This window comes from Variovorax sp. 10L426, assembly GCF_056395305.1.
In genome coordinates, this window is the sequence record NZ_JBFTJF010000008.1 from 165,364 (window position 1) to 187,137 (window position 21,774).

General features: G+C 64.8%; 22 protein-coding genes. 14 read left to right on the forward strand and 8 right to left on the reverse strand.

Annotated elements, in window-relative coordinates:
- Nucleotides 1-4: 4 nt before the first annotated feature.
- The 10 genes from leuC (at nucleotide 5) to accD (ending at nucleotide 11,932) form a co-directional block, all read left to right on the forward strand.
- The gene (leuC, locus tag AC1DHL_RS14055; RefSeq protein WP_478162347.1) at nucleotides 5-1,426 is read left to right on the forward strand and encodes a 3-isopropylmalate dehydratase large subunit; all 1,422 of its coding nucleotides are present in this window, start codon (nucleotides 5-7) and stop codon (nucleotides 1,424-1,426) included.
- A gap of 17 nt (nucleotides 1,427-1,443) precedes the next feature.
- Nucleotides 1,444-2,094 (forward strand): 3-isopropylmalate dehydratase small subunit, encoded by a 651-nt coding sequence (gene leuD, locus AC1DHL_RS14060; protein ID WP_478100599.1) that lies wholly within the window; start codon nucleotides 1,444-1,446, stop codon nucleotides 2,092-2,094.
- 33 nt (nucleotides 2,095-2,127) lie between these two features.
- Nucleotides 2,128-3,216 (forward strand): 3-isopropylmalate dehydrogenase, encoded by a 1,089-nt coding sequence (gene leuB / locus AC1DHL_RS14065; protein ID WP_478162348.1) that lies wholly within the window; start codon nucleotides 2,128-2,130, stop codon nucleotides 3,214-3,216.
- Between the two features lie 90 nt (nucleotides 3,217-3,306).
- The gene (asd, locus tag AC1DHL_RS14070) at nucleotides 3,307-4,449 is read left to right on the forward strand and encodes an aspartate-semialdehyde dehydrogenase (RefSeq protein WP_478162349.1); all 1,143 of its coding nucleotides are present in this window, start codon (nucleotides 3,307-3,309) and stop codon (nucleotides 4,447-4,449) included.
- Nucleotides 4,450-4,615: 166 nt separating this feature from the next.
- The gene (locus AC1DHL_RS14075; RefSeq protein WP_478162350.1) at nucleotides 4,616-7,339 is read left to right on the forward strand and encodes a motility hub landmark protein FimV; all 2,724 of its coding nucleotides are present in this window, start codon (nucleotides 4,616-4,618) and stop codon (nucleotides 7,337-7,339) included.
- Between the two features lie 26 nt (nucleotides 7,340-7,365).
- On the forward strand, nucleotides 7,366-8,178 hold the full coding sequence (gene truA, locus AC1DHL_RS14080) for a tRNA pseudouridine(38-40) synthase TruA (RefSeq protein WP_478100607.1): 813 nt from the start codon (nucleotides 7,366-7,368) through the stop codon (nucleotides 8,176-8,178).
- A complete protein-coding gene (locus AC1DHL_RS14085) occupies nucleotides 8,175-8,861 on the forward strand; it encodes a phosphoribosylanthranilate isomerase (RefSeq protein WP_478100609.1) in 687 nt (228 codons plus the stop codon). Before truA ends, AC1DHL_RS14085 begins: the two co-directional genes overlap by 4 nt.
- Nucleotides 8,862-8,915: 54 nt before the next feature.
- Nucleotides 8,916-10,193: a tryptophan synthase subunit beta gene (gene trpB, locus AC1DHL_RS14090; protein WP_478162351.1), complete on the forward strand. Its 1,278-nt coding sequence runs from the start codon at nucleotides 8,916-8,918 to the stop codon at nucleotides 10,191-10,193.
- Entirely contained in the window at nucleotides 10,190-11,035 is an 846-nt protein-coding gene (gene trpA / locus AC1DHL_RS14095) for a tryptophan synthase subunit alpha (protein WP_478162352.1), read from the forward strand. Before trpB ends, trpA begins: the two co-directional genes overlap by 4 nt.
- 24 nt (nucleotides 11,036-11,059) lie before the next feature.
- Nucleotides 11,060-11,932 (forward strand): acetyl-CoA carboxylase, carboxyltransferase subunit beta, encoded by an 873-nt coding sequence (accD, locus tag AC1DHL_RS14100; protein WP_478100615.1) that lies wholly within the window; start codon nucleotides 11,060-11,062, stop codon nucleotides 11,930-11,932.
- An 18-nt stretch (nucleotides 11,933-11,950) separates the two neighbouring features.
- Here the strand turns inward: accD and AC1DHL_RS14105 are convergent, their stop codons facing one another.
- Nucleotides 11,951-12,511 (reverse strand): YggT family protein, encoded by a 561-nt coding sequence (locus tag AC1DHL_RS14105; RefSeq protein ID WP_478100617.1) that lies wholly within the window; start codon nucleotides 12,509-12,511, stop codon nucleotides 11,951-11,953.
- 50 nt (nucleotides 12,512-12,561) lie between these two features.
- On the opposite strand from AC1DHL_RS14105, the gene AC1DHL_RS14110 reads away from it, so the two are divergent.
- The 4 genes from AC1DHL_RS14110 (at nucleotide 12,562) to AC1DHL_RS14125 (ending at nucleotide 16,670) form a co-directional block, all read left to right on the forward strand.
- Entirely contained in the window at nucleotides 12,562-13,209 is a 648-nt protein-coding gene (locus AC1DHL_RS14110) for an LON peptidase substrate-binding domain-containing protein (protein ID WP_478100619.1), read from the forward strand.
- Between the two features lie 124 nt (nucleotides 13,210-13,333).
- Nucleotides 13,334-14,890 (forward strand): lysine--tRNA ligase, encoded by a 1,557-nt coding sequence (gene lysS, locus AC1DHL_RS14115; RefSeq protein WP_478100621.1) that lies wholly within the window; start codon nucleotides 13,334-13,336, stop codon nucleotides 14,888-14,890.
- Nucleotides 14,884-16,164: an Hsp70 family protein gene (locus tag AC1DHL_RS14120; protein WP_478100764.1), complete on the forward strand. Its 1,281-nt coding sequence runs from the start codon at nucleotides 14,884-14,886 to the stop codon at nucleotides 16,162-16,164. Before lysS ends, AC1DHL_RS14120 begins: the two co-directional genes overlap by 7 nt.
- Nucleotides 16,161-16,670, forward strand: a complete 510-nt coding sequence (locus tag AC1DHL_RS14125; RefSeq protein WP_478100623.1) for a M48 metallopeptidase family protein — start codon at nucleotides 16,161-16,163, stop codon at nucleotides 16,668-16,670. The genes AC1DHL_RS14120 and AC1DHL_RS14125 overlap by 4 nt, the downstream gene beginning before the upstream one ends.
- On the opposite strand, the gene nagZ is transcribed toward AC1DHL_RS14125, so the two are convergent.
- The 7 genes from nagZ to AC1DHL_RS14160 are packed head-to-tail and all read right to left on the reverse strand — an operon-like array spanning nucleotide 16,671 to nucleotide 21,746.
- On the reverse strand, nucleotides 16,671-17,744 hold the full coding sequence (gene nagZ, locus AC1DHL_RS14130; RefSeq protein ID WP_478162353.1) for a beta-N-acetylhexosaminidase: 1,074 nt from the start codon (nucleotides 17,742-17,744) through the stop codon (nucleotides 16,671-16,673). It lies immediately after the preceding gene.
- Entirely contained in the window at nucleotides 17,741-18,136 is a 396-nt protein-coding gene (acpS, locus tag AC1DHL_RS14135; protein WP_478100627.1) for a holo-ACP synthase, read from the reverse strand. Before acpS ends, nagZ begins: the two co-directional genes overlap by 4 nt.
- On the reverse strand, nucleotides 18,133-18,888 hold the full coding sequence (locus AC1DHL_RS14140) for a pyridoxine 5'-phosphate synthase (RefSeq protein WP_478100629.1): 756 nt from the start codon (nucleotides 18,886-18,888) through the stop codon (nucleotides 18,133-18,135). Before AC1DHL_RS14140 ends, acpS begins: the two co-directional genes overlap by 4 nt.
- Nucleotides 18,885-19,634: a DNA repair protein RecO gene (recO, locus tag AC1DHL_RS14145; protein ID WP_478100631.1), complete on the reverse strand. Its 750-nt coding sequence runs from the start codon at nucleotides 19,632-19,634 to the stop codon at nucleotides 18,885-18,887. Before recO ends, AC1DHL_RS14140 begins: the two co-directional genes overlap by 4 nt.
- A 41-nt stretch (nucleotides 19,635-19,675) precedes the next feature.
- Nucleotides 19,676-20,647 carry a GTPase Era gene (era, locus tag AC1DHL_RS14150; protein WP_478100633.1) on the reverse strand — a complete coding sequence of 324 codons (972 nt, stop codon included), beginning with the start codon at nucleotides 20,645-20,647 and terminating at the stop codon, nucleotides 19,676-19,678.
- Nucleotides 20,644-21,342 carry a ribonuclease III gene (gene rnc, locus AC1DHL_RS14155; protein ID WP_478100635.1) on the reverse strand — a complete coding sequence of 233 codons (699 nt, stop codon included), beginning with the start codon at nucleotides 21,340-21,342 and terminating at the stop codon, nucleotides 20,644-20,646. The genes era and rnc overlap by 4 nt, the downstream gene beginning before the upstream one ends.
- Nucleotides 21,343-21,389: 47 nt before the next feature.
- A complete protein-coding gene (locus AC1DHL_RS14160; RefSeq protein ID WP_478100637.1) occupies nucleotides 21,390-21,746 on the reverse strand; it encodes a DUF4845 domain-containing protein in 357 nt (118 codons plus the stop codon).
- Between the last annotated feature and the right edge of the window lie 28 nt (nucleotides 21,747-21,774).

Consider the following 21,774-nt stretch of genomic DNA (forward strand, 5'->3'; position numbering starts at 1 on the left):
CACCATGTCACGCACGCTTTACGACAAGCTCTGGGACGAACACGTCGTCCACACCGAGGAAGACGGCACCGCGATCCTCTACATCGACCGTCACCTCGTCCATGAAGTGACCAGCCCCCAGGCTTTCGAAGGCCTGCGCGAAGCCGGGCGCAAGCTGTGGCGTATCAGCTCCGTGGTGGCGACCGCCGACCACAACACACCGACCACCCACTGGGAGCGCGGCTACGACGGCATCGAGGATCCGATCAGCAAGGAGCAGATCACCACGCTCGACAGCAACATCAAGGAATTCGGCGCCGCCGCGTTCTTCCCGTTCCTGAGCAAGCGCCAGGGCATCGTGCATGTGATCGGCCCCGAATCGGGCGCCACGCTGCCGGGCATGACCGTCGTGTGCGGCGACTCTCACACCTCCACGCACGGCGCCTTCGGCGCGCTCGCGCACGGCATCGGCACCAGCGAGGTCGAACACGTCATGGCCACGCAGACGCTGCTCGCCAAGAAGGCCAAGAACCTGCTCGTGAAAGTCGAGGGCAAGCTGCCCCTGGGCTGCACGGCGAAGGACATCGTGCTCGCGATCATCGGCAAGATCGGCACCGCGGGTGGCACAGGCTACACGATCGAATTTGCCGGGTCCGCGATTCGAGACCTGACCATGGAAGGCCGCATGACGGTCTGCAACATGGCGATCGAAGCCGGCGCGCGCGCCGGAATGGTGGCCGTTGACGAAAAGACCATCAACTACGTCAAGGGCCGTCCCCTCTCGCCCACGGGTGTCGAGTGGGACCAGGCCGTGGCCTATTGGAAGACGCTGCACTCCGATGCCGGCGCGCATTTCGACACGGTGGTCGAACTCGACGCAGCGCAGATCAAGCCGCAGGTGACCTGGGGCACTTCGCCCGAAATGGTCGTCCCGGTGGACGGCCGCGTGCCGGATCCCGACAAGGAAAAGGACGCGAACAAGCGCGGCGCGATCGAACGCGCCTTGACCTACATGGGCCTGGAGCCGAACAAGCCGATGAACGACATCCTCATCGACAAGGTGTTCATCGGCTCCTGCACCAACAGCCGCATCGAGGACATGCGCGAAGCCGCTGCGATGGTCAAGAAGCTCGGCCAGAAAGTTGCCAAGAACGTCAAGCTGGCAATGGTCGTTCCCGGCTCGGGCCTCGTGAAGGAACAGGCTGAGCGCGAAGGCCTGGACCTGATCTTCAAGGCCGCAGGCTTTGAATGGCGCGAACCCGGCTGCTCGATGTGCCTCGCCATGAACGCCGACCGGCTGGAGCCGGGCGAGCGCTGCGCATCGACCAGCAACCGCAATTTCGAAGGACGCCAGGGCGCGGGCGGCCGCACCCATCTGGTCAGCCCAGCCATGGCCGCCGCTGCCGCGGTGCACGGCCATTTCGTCGACGTCCGCCAATTCGCCTGAACCTGGAGCCACACACCATGCAGAAATTCACCGTGCACAAGGGCCTCGTGGCACCGATGGACCGCGAGAACGTCGACACCGACGCCATCATCCCCAAGCAATTCCTGAAGTCGATCCGCAAGACCGGCTTCGGCCCGAACCTGTTCGACGCCTGGCGCTACCTGGATCCGGGCGAGCCGGGCCAGGACCCCAAGTCGCGCAAGCCCAATCCGGACTTCGTGCTGAATCAACCGCGTTACGCGGGCGCCTCGGTGCTGCTTGCGCGCAAGAACTTCGGCTGCGGATCGTCACGCGAGCACGCGCCCTGGGCGCTCGACCAATACGGCTTCCGCGCCATCATCGCGCCGAGCTATGCCGACATCTTCTTCAACAACAGCTTCAAGAATGGCCTGCTGCCGATCGTGCTGAGCGAATCGCAGGTCGCGCAGCTTTTCGACGAGACCTTTGCGTTTCCGGGCTACAGCCTGACCATCGACCTTGAACGCCAGGTCGTGATCAAGCCGGACGGCACCGAGATTCCGTTCGAAGTCCAGGCTTTCCGCAAGTACTGCCTGATCAACGGATTGGACGACATCGGCCTGACGCTGCGCCACAAGGACAAGATCAAGGCCTTCGAGACCGAGCGCCTGGCGACGAAACCGTGGCTGTCGCACCAGTTGATCGCCTGATCGCCCACAATCAAAACTTCCAGACAAACCTTCATGAAAATCGCAGTACTCCCCGGTGACGGCATCGGCACCGAAATCGTCGCCGAGGCGCTCCGTGTCCTCGAAACGCTCGATCTCTCGTTCGAGACCGAAACCGCACTCGTCGGCGGCGCAGCCTACGAGGCCCACGGCCATCCGCTACCCGAATCCACGCTCAAGCTCGCCAAGGAAGCCGACGCCGTGCTCTTTGGCGCCGTGGGCGACTGGAAATACGACAAGCTCGAACGCTCGCTGCGTCCCGAGCAGGCCATTCTTGGCTTGCGCAAGAACCTCGGCCTGTTCGCGAACTTCCGTCCGGCCATCTGTTACGAACAACTCGTCGATGCGTCGAGCCTCAAGCCCGAGTTGATCGCCGGGCTGGACATCCTCATCATTCGCGAACTGACCGGCGATATCTATTTCGGCCAGCCGCGTGGCCGCCGCACTGCCGTCGACGGCCACTTCCCAGGCGCTGAAGAAGCTTTCGACACCATGCGCTACTCGCGCCCCGAGGTCGAGCGCATCGCCCACGTCGCATTCCAGGCGGCGCGTAAACGCAGCAAGCGCGTGACCAGCGTCGACAAGGCCAATGTGCTGGAGACCTTCCAGTTCTGGAAGGACATCGTGACCGAGGTCGGCAAGGAATACCCCGACGTCGAACTCGACCACATGTACGTCGACAACGCAGCCATGCAACTGGTCAAGGCGCCCAAGAAATTCGATGTGGTGGTCACCGGCAACATGTTCGGCGACATCCTCTCGGACGAGGCCGCGATGCTCACCGGATCGATCGGCATGCTGCCCTCCGCATCGCTCAATTCAAGCAACCAGGGCCTCTACGAGCCCAGCCACGGCAGTGCGCCAGACATCGCAGGCAAAGGGGTTGCCAACCCTTTGGCTACAATCCTGTCCGCTGCCATGATGCTCCGCTTCTCCCTGAACCAACCCGAGGCTGCCGACCGAATCGAGTCGGCGGTCAAGCACGTGCTGGCTCAGGGCTTGCGTACGGCAGACATCTGGTCCGCTGGTACCACCAAGGTAGGCACCCGCGAAATGGGCGATGCCGTGGTGGCTGCCATCACCAAAAAGACGATTACCGGCTAACCGCAGCCCGATTCGTCACGCCCCTCCCCGGCTCTGACGAGCCGGGCGCAAAGAGAAGACAACTTTCTTTTTTCACAAGGGCAAACTGAAATGGCGAACGCAAATCAACCTCTGGTCGGCCTCGTAGGCTGGCGCGGCATGGTCGGCTCGGTCCTGATGGACCGCATGCAGGCCGAAGGCGACTTCGGACTGATCGAGCCGGTCTTCTTCTCGACTTCCAACGCCGGCGGCAAGGCCCCGGCCATGGCAAAGAACGAGACCACGCTCAAGGACGCCCACGACATCGATGCACTCAAGAAGTGCGACATCGTCATCACGGCCCAGGGTGGCGACTACACGACGGAGGTCTTCCCTAAGCTGCGCGCAGCCGGCTGGAAGGGCCACTGGATCGACGCGGCATCCACGCTGCGCATGAACGACGACGCGATCATCGTTCTCGATCCTGTCAATCTCCCGGTCATCGAGAACGCGCTGGCCAAGGGCGGCAAGAACTGGATCGGCGGCAATTGCACGGTCAGCTGCATGCTGATGGGCGTCGGAGCGCTCTACAAGGCCGGCCTGGTCGAATGGATGACCAGCATGACGTACCAGGCGGCATCCGGCGGCGGTGCCCAGCACATGCGCGAGTTGCTCACCCAGTTCGGCACGATCAATGCCGAGGTGCGCGCCCTCCTCGACGACCCGAAGTCGGCCATCCTTGAAATCGACCGCAAGGTCCTGGCCAGGCAGCAATCCTTCTCTGCCGCTGAAACGGCGAACTTCGGTGCTCCCCTCGGCGGCAGCCTGATTCCCTGGATCGACAAGGACCTGGGCGACGGCATGAGCAAGGAAGAATGGAAGGGCGGCGCCGAAACCAACAAGATCCTCGGCCAGGGCGCGGGCTTCGGAACGGCTGCGACGCCGGTGGACGGCTTCTGTGTGCGGATCGGCGCGATGCGCTGCCACAGCCAGGCGCTGACCTTCAAGCTCAAGAAGAACGTCCCCGTGGCTGATATCGAGGCGTTGATCGCCGCCGACAACCAATGGGTCAAGGTCGTGCCGAACAACCGCGAAGCCACGGTCAAGGACCTGACGCCCGTCGCAGTCACCGGAACCATGACGATCCCGGTCGGCCGCGTGCGCAAGCTGGCCATGGGCCCCGAATATGTCGGCGCCTTCACCATCGGCGATCAACTGCTCTGGGGCGCGGCCGAACCGCTGCGCCGCATGCTGCGCATCCTTCTGGAAGCCTGAAGCGTCCCGAGCGCGTCCTCCGGGACGCGCGCCGTTGCTGTGCCGCAACGGCCAATGCATGACGAAGTTTGCACGCACTGGGTAGATAAGGCCTGTCGCCTTGTCAGTGGGGGGTGTTGATGTTAACGTCCCCTTACACTTTTGGGCCGAGCTGCCCCCTTACAGCATGACACGACAACCGTTGACCGCGGCCCGCCTCTCGGCCACACGCCCCGCTCCGACGACCTTGGGTCGCGGACAGCTTTCAGTACTCAGTGCAGCTGTCGCGGTGGCGTTGGGGGCCTTCAGCGCCGACTCCAGTGCAGTGACGCTCGGGCGCCTCAACATCCAATCAGCCCTCGGCGAGCCGCTGCGCGCTGAAATCGAGGTCGCCGACCTCACTCCGGCAGAGGCGGATGGCCTCAAGGTCAACATCGCTTCGTCCGCCGCCTTCAAGGCTGCCGGCGTTCCCTACAACTCCGCGCTGTCCGATGTTCGCGTCGGCGTCCAGCGACGGGCCGACGGGCGCTACGTCGTACGGCTCACCAGCAACCGGCTGGTCAGCGAGCCCTTCATCGACCTGCTGCTCGAAGCCAATTGGAGTTCGGGACGGATCGTCCGGGACTACACGATGCTGCTCGATCCCCCGACCAGCCGCCAGGCAGCCGCACCCGTCGCACCGACTGCGCCGCAGATCAGCGCGCGCCCACAAACCGCAGCGCCTGTCGTGGTTCAGGCGCCGCCGGTGCGTTCGCAGCGCCCCGCTGCGACACCAGCAGTTCCGCCGGAACCCGATGCAATTCGCACCGGAACAGGCAGCGCCACGGGAGATCAACAGGTCACCGTGAAAGCAGGTGACACAGCGAGCAAGATCGCGGGCGCATACAAGCCGGCCGACGTGTCGCTCGACCAGATGCTGGTGGCACTTCTGCGCGCCAATCCCAATGCCTTCATCGGTGGCAACGTCAACCGGATCAAGGCCGGCGCGGTGCTGGATGTACCCGGTGCTTCCCAAGCCGAAGCGATTCCGCCGGCCGAAGCCAAGCGCACCGTGGTGGCACAGAGCCGCGATTTCGGCGACTACCGTCGGCGCCTTGCGGAAAACGCACCGACGTCCCAGGTGGCCGATGCCAGCCGTCAGGCCACGGGCAAGCTGCAGGCCAATGTTGAGGACCGCAACGCTGCGAACGCTGCCAGCGACAAGCTGAAGATCTCCCAGGGCATCACTCCCGGCCACCCGACCGAAGAGCAGATCGCTCAGGCGCGACAAGCGCAAGAGAGCAACGCGCGCGTCGCCGAGTTGTCGAAGAACATCAGCGATTTGAACAAGCTGCAGGCTACCGGAGGCAGCGCCGCCCCGGCCGCTGCGCCGAGCCCTACACCCGCTCCTGCCGCTCCTGCCGCTACTCCCGCTCCTGCCCCTGCCCCTACTGCGGCGGTTGTCGCGCCCGCAATTCCGCCCGTAACAACAGCGGCACCCCCTGCCGCAGCACCAACGCCCAGCGAGACCGCTGCGACCCCCGCCCCTCCAATTGCGGCTGCCCCTGTGGTCACCGCCGGCACAACGTCGGCTGCTGCCGCACCGGCGCCCGCACCTGCGCAGCCGCCAGCCGCCGCCGCGACGCCCGCGCCCAAGGCAGCCAAGCCTGCAGCGCCTCCGGCACCCGCAGAGCAGGGCTTCTTTGCGGAACTGCTCGAAAACCCACTCATGGTCGGGGCGGCTGCGCTGATCGCGTTGCTGATCGGCTTCCTGCTCTACCGCGTACTCGGCCGCAAGCGTCGCGACGCAGGCGACAGCGTCTTCATCGAGAGCCGAATCCCCAAGGACTCCTTCTTCGGCGCCAGCGGCGGCGAATCGGTCGACACGAAGAATCGCGGCAATTCAGTGGTGTCCTCGCTCTCGTACTCGCCCAGCCAACTGGATGCCGGCGACGTCGACCCCGTGGCGGAGGCCGATGTCTATCTGGCCTATGGTCGCGACCTGCAGGCCGAGGAAATTCTGCGTGAGGCGTTGCGCGTGAACCCGGAACGCACCGCAATTCACCTCAAGTTGCTGGAAATTCACGCCAAGCGCCGCGATCTTCGCGCTTACGAGGCACTCGCCGCGGACGTTCACAAGCTCACCGGCGGCACCGGGACCGACTGGAACCGCGTCGTGGAACTGGGCAAGGATCTGGATCCTGGCAACCCCTTGTACGAATCGGGCGGCCGCGGCGCGTCGGCGGCAGAAGCTGCTGCCTTCGCCGGAACGCTGGCAGCGGCGTCGACGGTAACGGCACCTGCAACCGCACCCGCCCCTCTGGCCGCTGCGGCCGAGCCGGCCGAAGCCCCGCCTCCGGCTTTCGTGCCCTCCGTGGCGCCGCTGGACTTCGATCTCGATCTGAGCAAGCCGCCGGTACCTGCGGCAACCGCGCCGGTGCCCATCAGCGCGACCCTGCCGCCCGTGCCGGTTCAGCCCGCTCGCGAAATTCCGCGCGCCGTACCCGTTTCGGGGGGCATGAATGGCCATGCAGCGGCGAGCCACGCGCCTCGACTCGATCTTGAAAACGACTTCGATACCGCCCCCGGGGCCCTGGAGCCGATCACGCGCGCTCCCTCGTCGTCCGATGAAGAACGCACACAGCCGGCGCCGCTGCGCGCCGGTCTCCCCGCAGACTCCGGGTTCATCGAATTCGACATGAGTTCGCTGGCCGGCCTGTCGAGCCGCAACCCCGGCGACACGGAACGTGGCCGGCTCGAACCCGTGGAGGAAAGCGGCGAGGGTCCGCACGCGATCAAGCTCTCCCTGGCACGCGAACTCAAGGCGCTCGGCGACGTCGAAGGCGCCCGCTCGCTGGTGGAAGAAGTCGCCGCCGAAAGCTCCGGCGACATCAAGGCCGAGGCCAAGCAGCTCCTCGGTCAGTTGCGCTGAGTGGCCATGCGGCCGCCGATCCTGTCGTGAGGCTGGCTCTCGGTGTCCGCTACAACGGTCAGGCTTACGAAGGCTGGCAGAGCCAGCTTTCGGGCCGGACCGTGCAGGACAAGCTCGAAGCCGCCCTGACCAAATTTGCCGCGCAGCCGATCTCCACGCTCTGCGCAGGCCGCACCGATGCAGGTGTCCATGCCCTGATGCAGGTGGTGCATTTCGACACTTCCGTCGATCGCGCGCCCTTTTCCTGGATGCGTGGCACCAACCGATTTCTCCCCGACGATATCGGTGTGCAATGGGCGCAGCCCGTCCCCGATCAGTTCCATTGCCGCGCGAGCGCGCTCGCGCGCCGCTACGTCTACATCCTTTCGCAATCGCCGGTTCGCCCCAGCCTTGACGCCGGGCGCGTGGGCTGGTCGATGTACCCGCTGGACGGCGATGCCATGCGCGCCGCCGCGGAAATGCTCCTGGGTCAGCATGATTTCAGTTCGTTCCGGGCCTCGGCTTGCCAGGCGCGCTCGCCGATCAAGAACTTGCGCCGCATTGTCATCACGCGGCACGGAGATACGGAGCGTTGCCGCTGGCACTTCGAGTTCGAGGCCGATGCGTTCCTTCATCACATGATCCGCAACATCATGGGCTGTCTCGTGCGCATCGGCCGGGGCGACGAACGGCCGGAATGGATGCTCGAAGTCCTGGAAGCGCGCAGTCGCGTGGTCGCGGCGCCGACCTTCTCGCCGAACGGCTTGTACTTTCTCGGACCGTTGTATGCCGCCGGCTGGGGTCTCCCGCCCGAGGCGACCCTGGACGGAGGAGGCGCTGCGTATGATGGCCCGCCATGAACGCCACCGTCTCGAGCAGCCGCACTCGAATCAAGATCTGCGGGCTGACGCGCGAACAGGACGTTGACGCCGCCGTGGAGGCTGGTGCCGATGCGATCGGCTTCGTCCTTTATCCGCCCAGCCCGCGCGCGGTGACGGTGGAGCGAGCGGCGGATCTGGCCTCTCGGCTTCCGCCCTTTGTCACGCCGGTATTGCTGTTTGTCAACGAAGACACGACACGAAGCGTGGGAGCCCTCTCCTCGGTAACCGGCGCCATCGCCCAGTTCCACGGCGACGAGACGCCCGAACAATGCTGGGAAGGCTGCGGCCGGGGCGCCCACCGGTTCATGCGTGCAGCCCGGATTCCGCTGGGCGCCGCCGGCGCGGGCTTCGACCTCGTAAAATACGCGTCCGATTACTCCCGCGCCCAAGCCATCCTGCTCGACGCTCACGTCGAAGCCTATGGCGGCGGCGGCAAGGCATTCGATTGGTCACTTCTTCCACCCGCCGTCGACGCTCACCTCGTCTTGAGTGGTGGGCTCACACCTGCAAACGTGGGCGATGGCATTCGCCAGCTGCGGACGCGCTGCAAGTCGCTGTCCGTTGACGTGAGTTCGGGCGTCGAAGCCTCCAGGGGCATCAAGGACGCCGGAAGGATTCGCGAGTTCGTCGCCGCAGTTCGCGCGGCCGATGCCTCTTCCTAGTTTGCTGCCGGCAGCCCGTCTCGATCGTCGGGCGCTGGCCCACTGATCGAGACCATGAACACCTATCAGCAACCAGACGCCACCGGCCACTTCGGCATCTACGGCGGGACCTTCGCCAGCGAAACGCTGACCCACGCCATCAATGAATTGCGTGACGCCTACGCAAAGTACAAGGACGACCCGGAATTCCTTGCCGAATTCCGCTACGAACTCGCGCATTTCGTTGGCCGGCCGTCGCCGATCTATCACGCCGCACGCACCAGCCGCGAAATGGGCGGTGCGCAGATCTATCTGAAGCGCGAAGACCTCAACCACACCGGCGCCCACAAGGTAAACAACACCATCGGCCAAGCCATGCTGGCCAAGCGGATGGGCAAGCCAAGGGTGATCGCAGAGACCGGCGCAGGCCAGCACGGTGTGGCTACCGCCACCATCTGCGCGCGCTATGGCCTCGAATGCGTGGTCTACATGGGCAGCCAGGACGTCAAGCGCCAAAGCCCCAACGTCTACCGGATGAATCTGCTTGGCGCGACCGTCGTGCCGGTAGAGTCCGGCAGCAAGACCCTGAAGGACGCCCTCAACGAGGCCATGCGCGACTGGGTCACGAACGTCGAGAACACGTTCTACATCATCGGCACGGTCGCCGGGCCTCACCCCTACCCGACCATGGTGCGTGACTTCCAGAGCGTGATCGGCAACGAATGCATCGATCAGATGCCGGCCATGCTCGCGGCGCAAGGCATCACCGGCGAAGCCGAAGGCAGGCAGCCTGACGTGGTGGTCGCCTGCGTGGGCGGGGGCAGCAATGCGATGGGCATCTTCCATCCCTACATTCCGTTCGAGGGCACGCGGCTGATCGGCGTCGAGGCGGCCGGCGAAGGCCTGGACAGCGGCAAGCACTCCGCTTCGATCCTGCGCGGCAGCCCCGGTGTGCTGCATGGCAACCGTACGTACCTGCTACAGAACGACGACGGTCAGGTGACAGAAACCCATAGCATCAGCGCGGGTCTCGACTACCCCGGCGTGGGGCCCGAGCACGCCTACCTGGCCGACATCGGTCGCGCCGAGTACGTCGGCATCACCGATACCGAAGCGCTCGAGGCGTTCCACTATCTCTGCCGCACCGAAGGCATCATCCCCGCGCTGGAATCGAGCCATGCAGTGGCCTATGCCATGAAGCTGGCAAAGACGATGCGCCCGGACCAATCGATCCTGGTCAACCTGTCCGGCCGCGGCGACAAGGACATCGGCACGGTCGCCGATCTCTCAGGCATCGACTTCTACGACCGGCCGTCGATGCGCGGCCTCAACGTGAAGGGAGGCAAGGCATGAGCCGCATTGCAGCCACCTTCGAAGCCTTGCAGAAAGACGGCCGCAAGGCACTGATTCCGTACGTGACAGCGGGCTTCCCTTACGCCGACATCACGCCCGATCTCATGCACGGCATGGTCGAGGCCGGCGCCGATGTGATCGAGCTCGGCGTTCCGTTCTCCGATCCGATGGCGGACGGTCCCGTGGTCCAGCAGGCCGGCGAAGCCGCCCTGGCCCTGGGCATCGGCACGAAGCAGGTTCTGGCCATGGTTGCGGCCTTCCGCCAGCAGGACCAGGCCACGCCCGTCGTGCTCATGGGCTACGCCAACCCGGTCGAGCGCTATGACGGCGTGCATGGCAAGGGCAGCTTCGTCCGCGATGCAGCGGCGGCTGGCGTCGACGGCCTGCTGGTGGTCGACTATCCGCCCGAGGAGTGCGAGGAATTCGCCGCCGACCTCAAGGCGAAAAACATCGACCTGATCTTCCTTCTCGCGCCGACCAGCACCGACGAGCGCATGGCGCAGGTCGGTCGCATTGCTTCCGGCTACGTCTACTACGTCTCGCTCAAGGGTGTGACCGGCGCCGGAAACCTCGACACGGAAGCGGTCGGCCAGATGATTCCACGCATCCGCCAGCACGTGAAAGTGCCTGTCGGCGTGGGCTTCGGCATCCGCGACGCACGCACCGCGCAGGCCGTGGGCTCGGCGGCCGACGCCGTCGTGATCGGCAGCCGGATCATTCAATTGATCGATGGCCAGCCGCGCGACGCAGTCGTGCCCCTGGTGCGGGAATTTCTGGCCGGAATCCGGCAAGCACTCGACGCCCTGCCCGCAGCCATTCCGAAGAACGCGGCTGGCCGATAATCGCCGCCAACACAAGGAGCCCCCATGAGCTGGCTTGAAAAACTGCTACCCCCAAAGATTGCGCCGACCGACCCGAGCGAGCGCCGCCAGATGCCCGAGGGCCTCTGGATCAAGTGCCCGAGCTGCGAGACCGTGCTCTACAAGACGGATCTGGAACACAACCAGAATGTCTGCCCGAGCTGCGGCCATCATCACCGCATCGGTGCGCGAGCGCGTCTCGACGCCTTTCTCGATTCCGAAGGCCGCTACGAAGTGGGCCAGGAAGTCCTCCCGGTCGATGCCCTCAAGTTCAAGGACAGCCGCAAGTACCCCGAACGCCTCAAGGAAGCGCTGGAAAACACCGGCGAAACCGATGCGCTCGTCGTCATGGGCGGCTCAGTCCACAGCATCAATGTCGTGGTTGCCTGCTTCGAGTTCGACTTCATGGGCGGCAGCATGGGCAGCGTGGTCGGCGAGCGCTTCGTGCGCGGCGTCGAAACCGCCATCGAGCAGAAGGTGCCGTTCATCTGCTTCACCGCAACCGGTGGTGCGCGCATGCAGGAAGGCCTGCTCTCGCTGATGCAGATGGCGAAGACCAATGCGGCGCTGACGCACCTCGCCAAGAAGGGACTGCCTTACATCAGCGTGCTGACCGATCCGACCATGGGCGGCGTGAGCGCAGGTTTTGCGTTCGTGGGCGACGTGGTCATCGCCGAGCCGAAGGCGCTGATCGGTTTTGCCGGCCCGCGCGTGATCGAATCGACCGTGCGCGTGACCTTGCCCGAAGGCTTCCAGCGCGCAGAATTCCTCCAGACCAAGGGCGCCATCGACTTCATCTGCGATCGGCGCGAGCTGCGCAAGACGGTGGCAAACACCCTGGCGATGCTGTTGCGTCAACCCGCGGACGCGGTGATCTGACAGGCGCGAAGACCCGGCTTACGGCCCCAGGGTGAAGACCGAAGCCATCGCGCTGCCCAGGACGATCGCGCCGACCTGCAGCAGCACGATGGCGACCAGCGGTGAGAGGTCCACGCCGCCGACCAGCGGAACGAAGCGCCGCAACGGCCGCACCAGCGGGTCCGCCAGGCGCGCAATCAAGTCGTGCAGCATCGAAGACGCATTCGGCACCCACGACAACACCGCGTAGACAATCAGCAGCGCAGTGAGCCCCGACACCGCGAGCTGCAGCAGACCGATGAGCGACACCAGCGGAAGGATCGTCCAATGGCCAAGTCCGCCCATCAGCAACCACAGCAGCACGAACTTCGCCATGACGAGCAGCCAGGCGGCCACCGCGCTGGCCAGGTCCCAGCGCTTGACCGAAGGCACGATTCGGCGCAGCGGCAGCACGATCCAGTCAGTGATGGCGAACACGAAGCGCCCCAGCGGATTGCCGAACGGCACCCGGTGGTATTGCATGTAGAGACGCAGCAGGCAAGCGCCGCCCAGAAGGCCGACGATCACGTCGAGCAGGAACGATGGGATCTGATAGAGCATGGCGCGAGGTCGTGAGCGGAATGCGATGATAGCCACGCCAAGGTTCACCAATGACGACACAACCCGTTCTGCGCTCCCTTCCCTTGTTCCCCCTGGGCACCGTGTTGTTTCCCGGCGGCCTTCTGCCCTTGCGCATCTTCGAGGTGCGCTACCTCGACATGATCGGCAGATGCCACAAGAACGGCTCGCCCTTTGGCGTGGTCAGTCTCACGCAGGGCTCGGAGGTTCGCAGGGCGGGGGCTGAAGCCGAGCGCTTTGCCACGCTCGGTACCTTCGCAACCATCCGCGAATTCGAATCGCCGCAAGCCGGGTTGATGCAGATCGAATGCGTCGGCACGCAGCGCTTTCGCATTCGCTCGAGCGAATTGCAGAAGCACGGGCTGTGGACGGCCGAGGTCGAATCCATCGCCGACGATCTGCCTCTCGAGGTTCCCGACGACCTTCGCCACGCGGCCGACGCGCTGCGTCGACTGGTCGACACGCTGGAAGAGCGTCGGCGCAACGAAGGCGACCCGAACGTTCGCTTGCCCATTCCGGAACCCTGCCGCTTCGGCGATTGCGGATGGGTCGCCAATCGCTGGTGCGAACTGCTGCCGGTGCAGCCCGAACTCAAGCAGCGGTTGATGGAACTCGACAGCCCGCTGATGCGCCTCGAACTGGTCAGCGATTTGTTGGCGCGCACCGGCATCGTCAAGTAGCCTGCTACAAGTTCGATAGCAATCGATCCAGCATCGGTGCGCCATGGAGGGCGGTTCGCCACGAGCCCTGCAAGGCTAAAATGGCGGGTTGCGCGCGCCTCCGCGCGCGCCACCATCCAGCCCCATGTCCGACCACCTGACACCCTCTGTTCCCACCCCCGCCGCAACGCCAGCCGCGGCCATTGACGACAACCAGCTCATCGCCGAACGGCGCGAAAAACTGAAGGCGCTGCGCCAAGCCCAGGCCGAGGGCAAAGGGGTCGCGTTTCCGAACGACTTCAAACCCGGTCACCGCGCAGCGGCATTGGTTGCCGCACACGGCGAGACGTCGCCCGAAGTGCTCGAGGCCGCTCCCATCGAGGTCAGTGTCGGCGGACGCATGATGCTCAAGCGCGTGATGGGCAAGGCCAGTTTCGCCACCGTGCAGGACGCCACCGGACGCATCCAGCTCTACGTCACGCGCGACGCCGTCGGCGAGGACGCCTACGCCGAGTTCAAGCGCTGGGATCTGGGCGACATCGTGGGCGCCGAAGGCACCGTCTTCAAGACCAAGACCGGCGAACTCTCCGTCAAGGTCACGAAGCTGCGCCTCCTGACCAAGAGCCTGCGGCCATTGCCGGACAAGTTCCACGGCATGGCTGACCAGGAACAGAAGTACCGCCAGCGCTACGTCGACCTGATCACCGATGCAACGGCACGCGAACGCTTCGCCGCGCGCAGCCGGGCCGTGAGCGCCCTGCGCGAGTTCATGGTGGCCAATGACTTCCTCGAAGTCGAGACGCCGATGCTGCATCCCATTCCAGGCGGCGCCAATGCCAAGCCGTTCGTGACGCACCACAACGCGCTCGACCAGGAGATGTTCCTGCGCATCGCGCCGGAGCTGTACCTCAAGCGACTGATCGTGGGCGGCTTCGAACGCGTGTTCGAAATCAACCGGAGCTACCGCAACGAAGGCATCTCGGTGCGGCACAACCCCGAGTTCACGATGATGGAGTTCTACGCGGCGTACTGGAACTACCGCGATCTGATGGACTTCACCGAAACGCTGATCCGCACGATCGCCGACAAGGCGGTCGGCACCCAGCAGTTGACCTACCAGGGCAAGGAAGTCGACCTGACCCAACCTTTCGAGCGGCTCACCATCCGCGAGGCGATCCTCAAGCACACCGATGCCGGATCGAATGTCGACGACGCGGCCTGGCTGGTCAACGCCCTGCGCAAGCTCGGCCTGAGCGAAGAGAAGGACAAGCTCTCGCAGCGCAGCCTCGCAAGCCTGCAGGTGATGTATTTCGAAGAGACCGTGGAAGAGAAGCTCTGGCAGCCGACCTTCATCATGGAACACCCCACCGAGATCTCGCCGCTCGCACGCGCCAACGATGATCGCCCCGAAGTGACGGAGCGCTTCGAGCTCTACATCACTGGTCGCGAGTTCGGCAACGGCTTCAGCGAGCTCAACGATGCCGAAGACCAGGCGGCACGACTGAACGCGCAGGTCGCGGCCAAGGACAGCGGCGACGACGAAGCGATGTACTTCGACCACGACTTCGTGCGCGCGCTGGAATACGGCATGCCGCCTACCGGTGGCTGCGGCATCGGCATCGATCGCCTGATGATGCTTCTGACCGATTCGCCGAGCATTCGCGACGTGATCCTGTTTCCGGCATTGCGGCGGGAATCTTGAGTACACGCGGCCCGGCGATCGGGATCGACTTCGGCACGTCGAATTCCGCCGTCGCCTTCGTGGCGGACGATGGAATGGCGCGTCCGCTGCCGATGGAAGGTACTGCAACGACGATCCCGACAGCCGTGTTCTTTAACGCCGAGGAACGCACCACGCACTTCGGTCGCGAGGCGATCTCGCTCTATCTGGCGGGCACCGAAGGCCGGCTGATGCGATCGCTCAAGAGCCTGCTGGGCAGCTCTCTCATGCAGGAGCAGACCGAGATCTTCAACGAGCGGATGCGCTTCGAGGACATCATCACCCTGTTCCTGTCGGAACTGGGTATGCGGGCCCGCAAGCAACTCGGAGCGCAGCCGAGCCGCGTCGTGGTCGGGCGCCCGGTTCGCTTCGTCGATGATGATCCGGAACGCGACAAGCTGGCGGAGAGCACCCTGAGGCGCGCAGCGAAGAACGCCGGGCTGGGTGAAGTGTCATTTCAGTACGAGCCGATCGCAGCGGCATTCGACTACGAGCGGCGCATCGATCGGGAGTCTCTGGTCCTGATCGTCGACATCGGCGGCGGGACCTCCGATTTCACGGTGGTGCGCCTGGGTCCCGAACGCATGGCGAACGGCGACCGAGCGGCCGACGTGTTGTCCACTACCGGCGTGCACATCGGCGGCACCGACTTCGACCAGCGACTGAGCCTCGAATGCGCGATGCCGGAACTCGGCTTCCGCCATATCGGGCCCCAGGGCCGCGAAGTGCCGAGCCGCACATTCTTCGACCTCTCCTCCTGGCACCTGATCAACTGGCTCTACGCGCCCAAGGCGATTCGGCAGGTGCAGGATCTGCGAACCAGCTACCTCGACACGCGCCTGCATGACCGCCTGATGAACGTGCTCGTGCACCGCGAAGGCCACCGGATCGCTAACGAGGTGGAAGGCGCCAAGATTCGCGCGTCCATGTCGGACGACAGTGTCGCCATCGACCTGTCGTGCGCGGAATCCGGCCTGGCGGTGACCCTCGGAGCCGATGCCATGGCACAACACCTCGCCGTCGCGCTCGACAACGTCGTCGCCTGCGCTCGGGATTGCGTCCAGCGTGCCTCGCACGGCAGCGGAAAACTCGACGCGATTTATCTGACAGGTGGATCGTCGGCGCTCCGTCCATTCCAGAGCGCACTTCGGACGGCGTTCCCCGGCGTCGAGATGGTCGAAGGCGATCTTTTCGGCGGTGTCGCCGCCGGACTGGCCTACGCCGCGGCTTCGGAACGTGTACCGGAACCCGCATGAAGTATCTCGCCGCATACCCTGCGGCACTTCGCGCCCAGGTCGAGCAACTCATCGCACAGGGTCGCCTGGGCGACTTGCTGAAGAAACGCTACGGCAGCACGCACGACATACGCACCGACCGAGCGCTGTACGACTACGTGAGCGATCTCAAAAGCGAGTTCATGCGCAACGCGGAGCCGCTGTCCAAGGTCGCGTTCGACAACAAGCTCCACGTGATCCGGAACGCGCTCGGTACCCACACGACCGTCTCACGCGTGCAGGGCAGCCGCTTGAAGGCAAAACGCGAGATCCGCGTGGCGAGCCTGTTCAAGGAGGTGCCGGAGGAATGGCTGCGGATGATCGTGGTCCATGAGCTGGCCCACACCAAGGAGCGCGAGCACGACAAGGCCTTCTACCAACTGTGCACGCACATGGAGCCGGACTACCACCAGTACGAGTTCGACCTGCGTCTCTATCTGACGCATCTCGATCAGGGCGGCGACCGTCTTTGGTCGACCGCAGTCTAATCAAGGGCGCGGCAGCATCTCGACGGCTTGGCAGTACGCGGTCGACTGCATCAACGCCTTCCACTCCAGCGCCGGGGTCCTGGGCAGCAGGCTCAAGCGGCGCGCTTCACTCGCACCGTTCGGTTTCCACTGCCCGCTCCGCGCGGCTGCAGCGAAGCCATCGAGCAACTCGTCAAGCGCAGAACCCTCTCCGACGCTCTGGTTGCAAAGCAGCGCCAAGTCGCAGCCCGCCTGGAGAGCGGCCAGCGCCGCATCGGTATAGCTCAGCAGATTGCCCTGCACCCGGCGCGCTGCTTCCATGCTGAGGTCGTCGCTGAACACGGCGCCGTCGAAGCGCAACTTGCCGCGCAGGATCTCCTGAAGCCACTTCGAGGAAAACCCGGCCGGCCGCGCATCGACCTTCGGATAGACCACGTGCGCCGGCATGACCGCCGCGAGCGAGCCGACCAGCCAGTCGTAAGGGCGGGCATCGTCTGCAAGGATCGCCTTGAGGCCGCGCCGATCGACAGGAATCGCGACATGCGAATCGGCCTTGACGAAGCCGTGTCCGGGAAAATGCTTGCCGCAATTGGCCATGCCCGCCTGCAGCAATCCGTGCATCAGACTCCTGCCGAGCAGGGCCACAACGCGAGGATCGCGGTGAAAGCTGCGGTCACCGATCACGCTGCTTTCGCCGTAGTCCAGGTCGAGCACGGGCGTAAAACTGAAATCGACGCCACAAGCCCGGAGTTCGGTTGCCAGAACGTGCCCGCAGGCAACCGCCGCCTGGGTCGCCCGGAGCGGATCATTCATCCACATCTCGCCGAGGGTGCGCATGGACGGCAACCGCGTGAAGCCATCGGTGCGGAAACGCTGAACGCGGCCGCCCTCATGGTCCACGCAGATCAGGATGTCGGGTCGCAGCGCCTTGATTTCGGCATTCAGCGCGCACATCTGGGCGCGGTCGCGCCAGTTCCGCGCGAAGTGAATCACGCCGCCGACCAGCGGATCTGAGAGACGGCGGCGGTCGGCGGCGTTGAGTTCGGCTCCCGCGACATCGATGATCAGCGGGGCATGTTGTGCTTTGTCGGTCATTCCTTGCGCTCGATGACGACGAAACTCGCCGCATAGTCGGTTTCATCGGTCACGGTCACGTGGGCGCTCAGGCCCTGCCCTTCGAACCAGTCCTTGAGGGGGCCGTGCAGCACGATCACGGGCTTGCCGCTCTTCAGGTTGGCAATCTCGCAGTTCCGCCAGCTCATCGGCATGCGCATGCCCATGCCGATCGCCTTGCTGAAAGCCTCCTTGGCGGAAAACCGGGTGGCCAGATAGCGCAAGCCCCGATGGGGCCAACGGGCGCTGCGCGCCTGCCAGGTAGCGTACTCGGCGTCGCTCAGGACCTTCCGCGCGAATCGATCGCCCTGGCGCTCGAAGGTGGCGGCGATGCGCCGGACATCGCAGATGTCGGTGCCGATGCCGAAGATCACGTTGCCTCGTCGATACGGCGCAAATACTCGCGCGTGGCCGCGACGTAGCCGAGTTCGAGAGCGTCCGACACGAACGCGTGGCCGATCGACACCTCCCGCACGCCGGGCACGGCGCGCAGGAATTCCGTGAGATTCTCGCGGCTCAGGTCGTGTCCGGCGTTGACCTCGAGGCCGGCGGCATGCGCGGCGCGCGCGGCTTCCACATAAAGCTGCAGAACGGCTTCCGCCTTCGAGGTATCGCGCGAGGCGGCGTAGCCCTCGGTGTAGAGCTCGACGCGATCGGCGCCGACCGCCTTGGCCGCCGCCATCATTTCCGGATTCGGATCCATGAACAGGCTCACGCGCACGCCCAGCGAACGCGCCTCGGCGATCACGGGCCGCAGGCGATCGGCATCTTCAGGGAAGCTCCATCCGTGGTCGCTGGTCGACTGGGTTTCGCTGTCCGGCACGAAGGTGGCCTGGTGCGGACGCAGTTCGCGCACGAACTCCATCAGATTGTGGAAAGGATTGCCCTCGATGTTGAACTCGGCCGCCGGCCAGTCCCTGTGCAGCAAGGCCGACAGATCGTGCACATCCTGCGGGCGGATGTGCCGCTCATCTGGCCGCGGATGCACCGTGATGCCGTGCGCCCCGGCGTCGAGACATAGCGCGGCCGCGAACAACACGCTCGGAATGCCGAGCTGCCGCGTATTGCGCACCAGCGCGACCTTGTTGAGATTGACCGAAAGGGCGGTGGAAGTGGAAGAGCTCATAGGGCTTGCAGGTCCCGCATCATCTGCCGCGTACGCAGCGTTGCAACGCCGCAATGGTAGTTGAGCAAGGCGCGCAATTGGGTACGAAGTGCGCCGTTGACGCCGGCACATGCCCTGAGTGTCGACGCGAATGGCGCACGGTCGTCGAGCGCGGCCTGCAGCATCAGCCAATCGGCGCCCTGCAGTGCGGCCTCGTCGTCAAAGGCTTCACGCAGGCCGGCTTCGGGGACGAGCGCATAGCGGTCGCCCGGCGTCAGTGGCGCCAGCGTGAGCGTCTGGGCGTTGAGCGCCGGCAGGAAGCCGACCTCGCGCAGCAACAGCAGTTCGAAGGCGCGCAGCGCGGCGGATTGCGTGGCGGCCTGCGCACCGGCATGGTCGCCGGCCAACACCTGGACCACCGCGGCATAGGCATCGAAAAGTGCCTCGTGCGGGTCGTCCCGGGCCAGTAGGCGCAGCAGCAACTCGTTGACGTAGTAGCCCGACAGGAGCGCCTCGCCCGTCGGCATCACATGGCCACCCATCCACTCGGCGCCCTTGAGGGTGCGGATTTCGGCGTCGCCACTGAAGTTCAGCTGCAGCGGCTGCAGCGGCAGCAGCACGGGCCGGAAATTGGAGCTGGGTCGCTTGGCGCCCTTGGCCACCAGCGCGATACGGCCATGGTGCCGGGTGAAGGTCTCGAGGATCAGGCTCGATTCGCTCCAGTCGTAGCGATGCAGCACATAGGCCGGCTCATGAGTGGCTCGCATACCCGCAGGCTTGCTCCGATCGGGGGAGCATCAGCCTCTGCTCATTCGTAGCCGAAGGAACGGACGCGGGCTTCGTCGTCGGCCCAGCCGGACCGCACCTTGACCCAGAGCTCGATGAACACCTTGGCGTCCATCAGCTTCTCGAGTTCCTGGCGCGTCTCGGTGCCGATGCGCTTGATGCGCTCGCCCTTGTCGCCGATGACCATGGCCTTGTGGCCGTCTCGCTCCACGACGATCGTCGCAGCGATCTTGAGCAGGCGCTTGTGGCCCTTGCGCGCGGGCGGCTCTTCCTCGAACTTGTCAATGATGACGGTCGACGTGTAGGGAAGTTCATCGCCGGTCAGGCGGAACAGCTTCTCTCGTACCATTTCGCTGGCCAGGAACTGTTCGCTGCGATCGGTGAGTTCGTCTTCGGCATACCACCAGGCTTGCTCGGGCAGGTATTTCTCGCAAATGCCGAAGACGCGCTCGATGTCCTTCGAATTCTTTGCCGACATCGGCACGAACTCGGCGAAGGCATGCTTCTGCTGCATGGTCTGCAGCCACGGCGCGATGTCGGCGCGGCGATGCACGTTGTCCAGCTTGTTGGCGATCAACACTGTGGGAATCCCGCTGCCGAGCAGCTTCAGCACGCGCTCATCCGCCGCGGTGAAACTGCCGGCTTCCACCACGAAGAGGATCAAATCCACGTCCGACACCGCCCCGACGACCGTCTTGTTGAGGGAGCGGTTCAGTGCGTTGGCATGGAGCGTCTGGAAGCCCGGCGTGTCGACGAACACGAACTGCGTGGCGCCGAGCGTGCGCATGCCGGTGATGCGGTGGCGCGTGGTCTGCGCCTTGCGCGAGGTGATGCTGATCTTCTGGCCCACCAGTGCATTGAGCAGGGTCGACTTGCCGACGTTGGGCTTGCCGACGATGGCGACCAGGCCGCATCGTTGAGAAGACGAAGCCGGGTTGGCAGCGTCCATCCCGCCTTCCGGCGGATGGGGAGCGGAGTCTTTGGGGTCGTTCATGGGGATGCCTTCGCGCCGCGCGCCTTGAGCCGGATCAACATCGCCGCCGCGGCAGCCTGCTCGCCGGCACGGCGCGAGCCGCCGATACCGTGCTCGCGCAGACCCAGATCAGGCGCTTCGCATTCGACCTCGAAGGTCTGCTTGTGCGCCGCGCCGAGTGTTCCGACCACGCGATAGACCGGCAACTTCATTTTGTGGCCCTGGAGCCATTCCTGCAATTCGGTCTTGGGGTCCTTGGCCGCCGCATCCATGCGTGGATTGATCTCGACGGCCACGTACAGACGCTGCACGAGCGCTTGAGCGGCAGCGAAACCAGCATCCAGATAGACGGCGCCGATGACAGCTTCGAGCGCATCGGCCAGGATCGATGGCCGATTCGATCCGCCCGAACGCGCCTCGCCCTCGCCAAGCCGCAACAGCGGCGACAACGCCAGCTTGATCGCGAGCTGATGCAGCGTGTCCTGCTTGACCAGATTGGCCCGAACCCTGGACAGATCGCCTTCGGGCATTTCCGAAAGGCGCGTGAAGAGCAGGTGCGATACGGCGAGATTGAGGACGGAATCGCCGAGAAATTCGAGCCGCTCGTTGTGATCGGCCGAAAAACTGCGATGGGTCAGGGCCCGCTGCAGGAGCCGCGGATCCGCAAACGAATGCTGAAGGCGCGCCTGGAGCGCGGCGAGGCCACTCTCGGTCACGGCGCGATCGACGCCGCCAACCCGGCAAGCCTGGGGGTGCGTTTCATCTAGCTCGATTGGCCTCGGTACTTCAACACGAGATAGGCCGGCCCGAAGAGGTGGATTTCGCGGTCGTAGGCAAAGGACACAATCACCTTGTCACCATCCTTCTTCACGTCGAGGTCCCTGCCGCTGACGGACTTGAAGTCATCGATGGCCTGCGCGCGGTCGAAGATGGCGCGGACTTCAGGCACCGTCGTGCCTTCCTTGGCCTTGTTCGCGGCCTTGGTGATCGCCTGATACTCGATCAATGTCGGGATGACTTGCGCCACCACCACGCCCACACACGCGACCACGATGGCCACGAACAAAAGCCCCACGAACGAGATTCCGCGCTGTTTCTGTTTTGCCTGCTGAGTTCTCATGCCCTCTTTCCCCTCGATGAAATGCCGA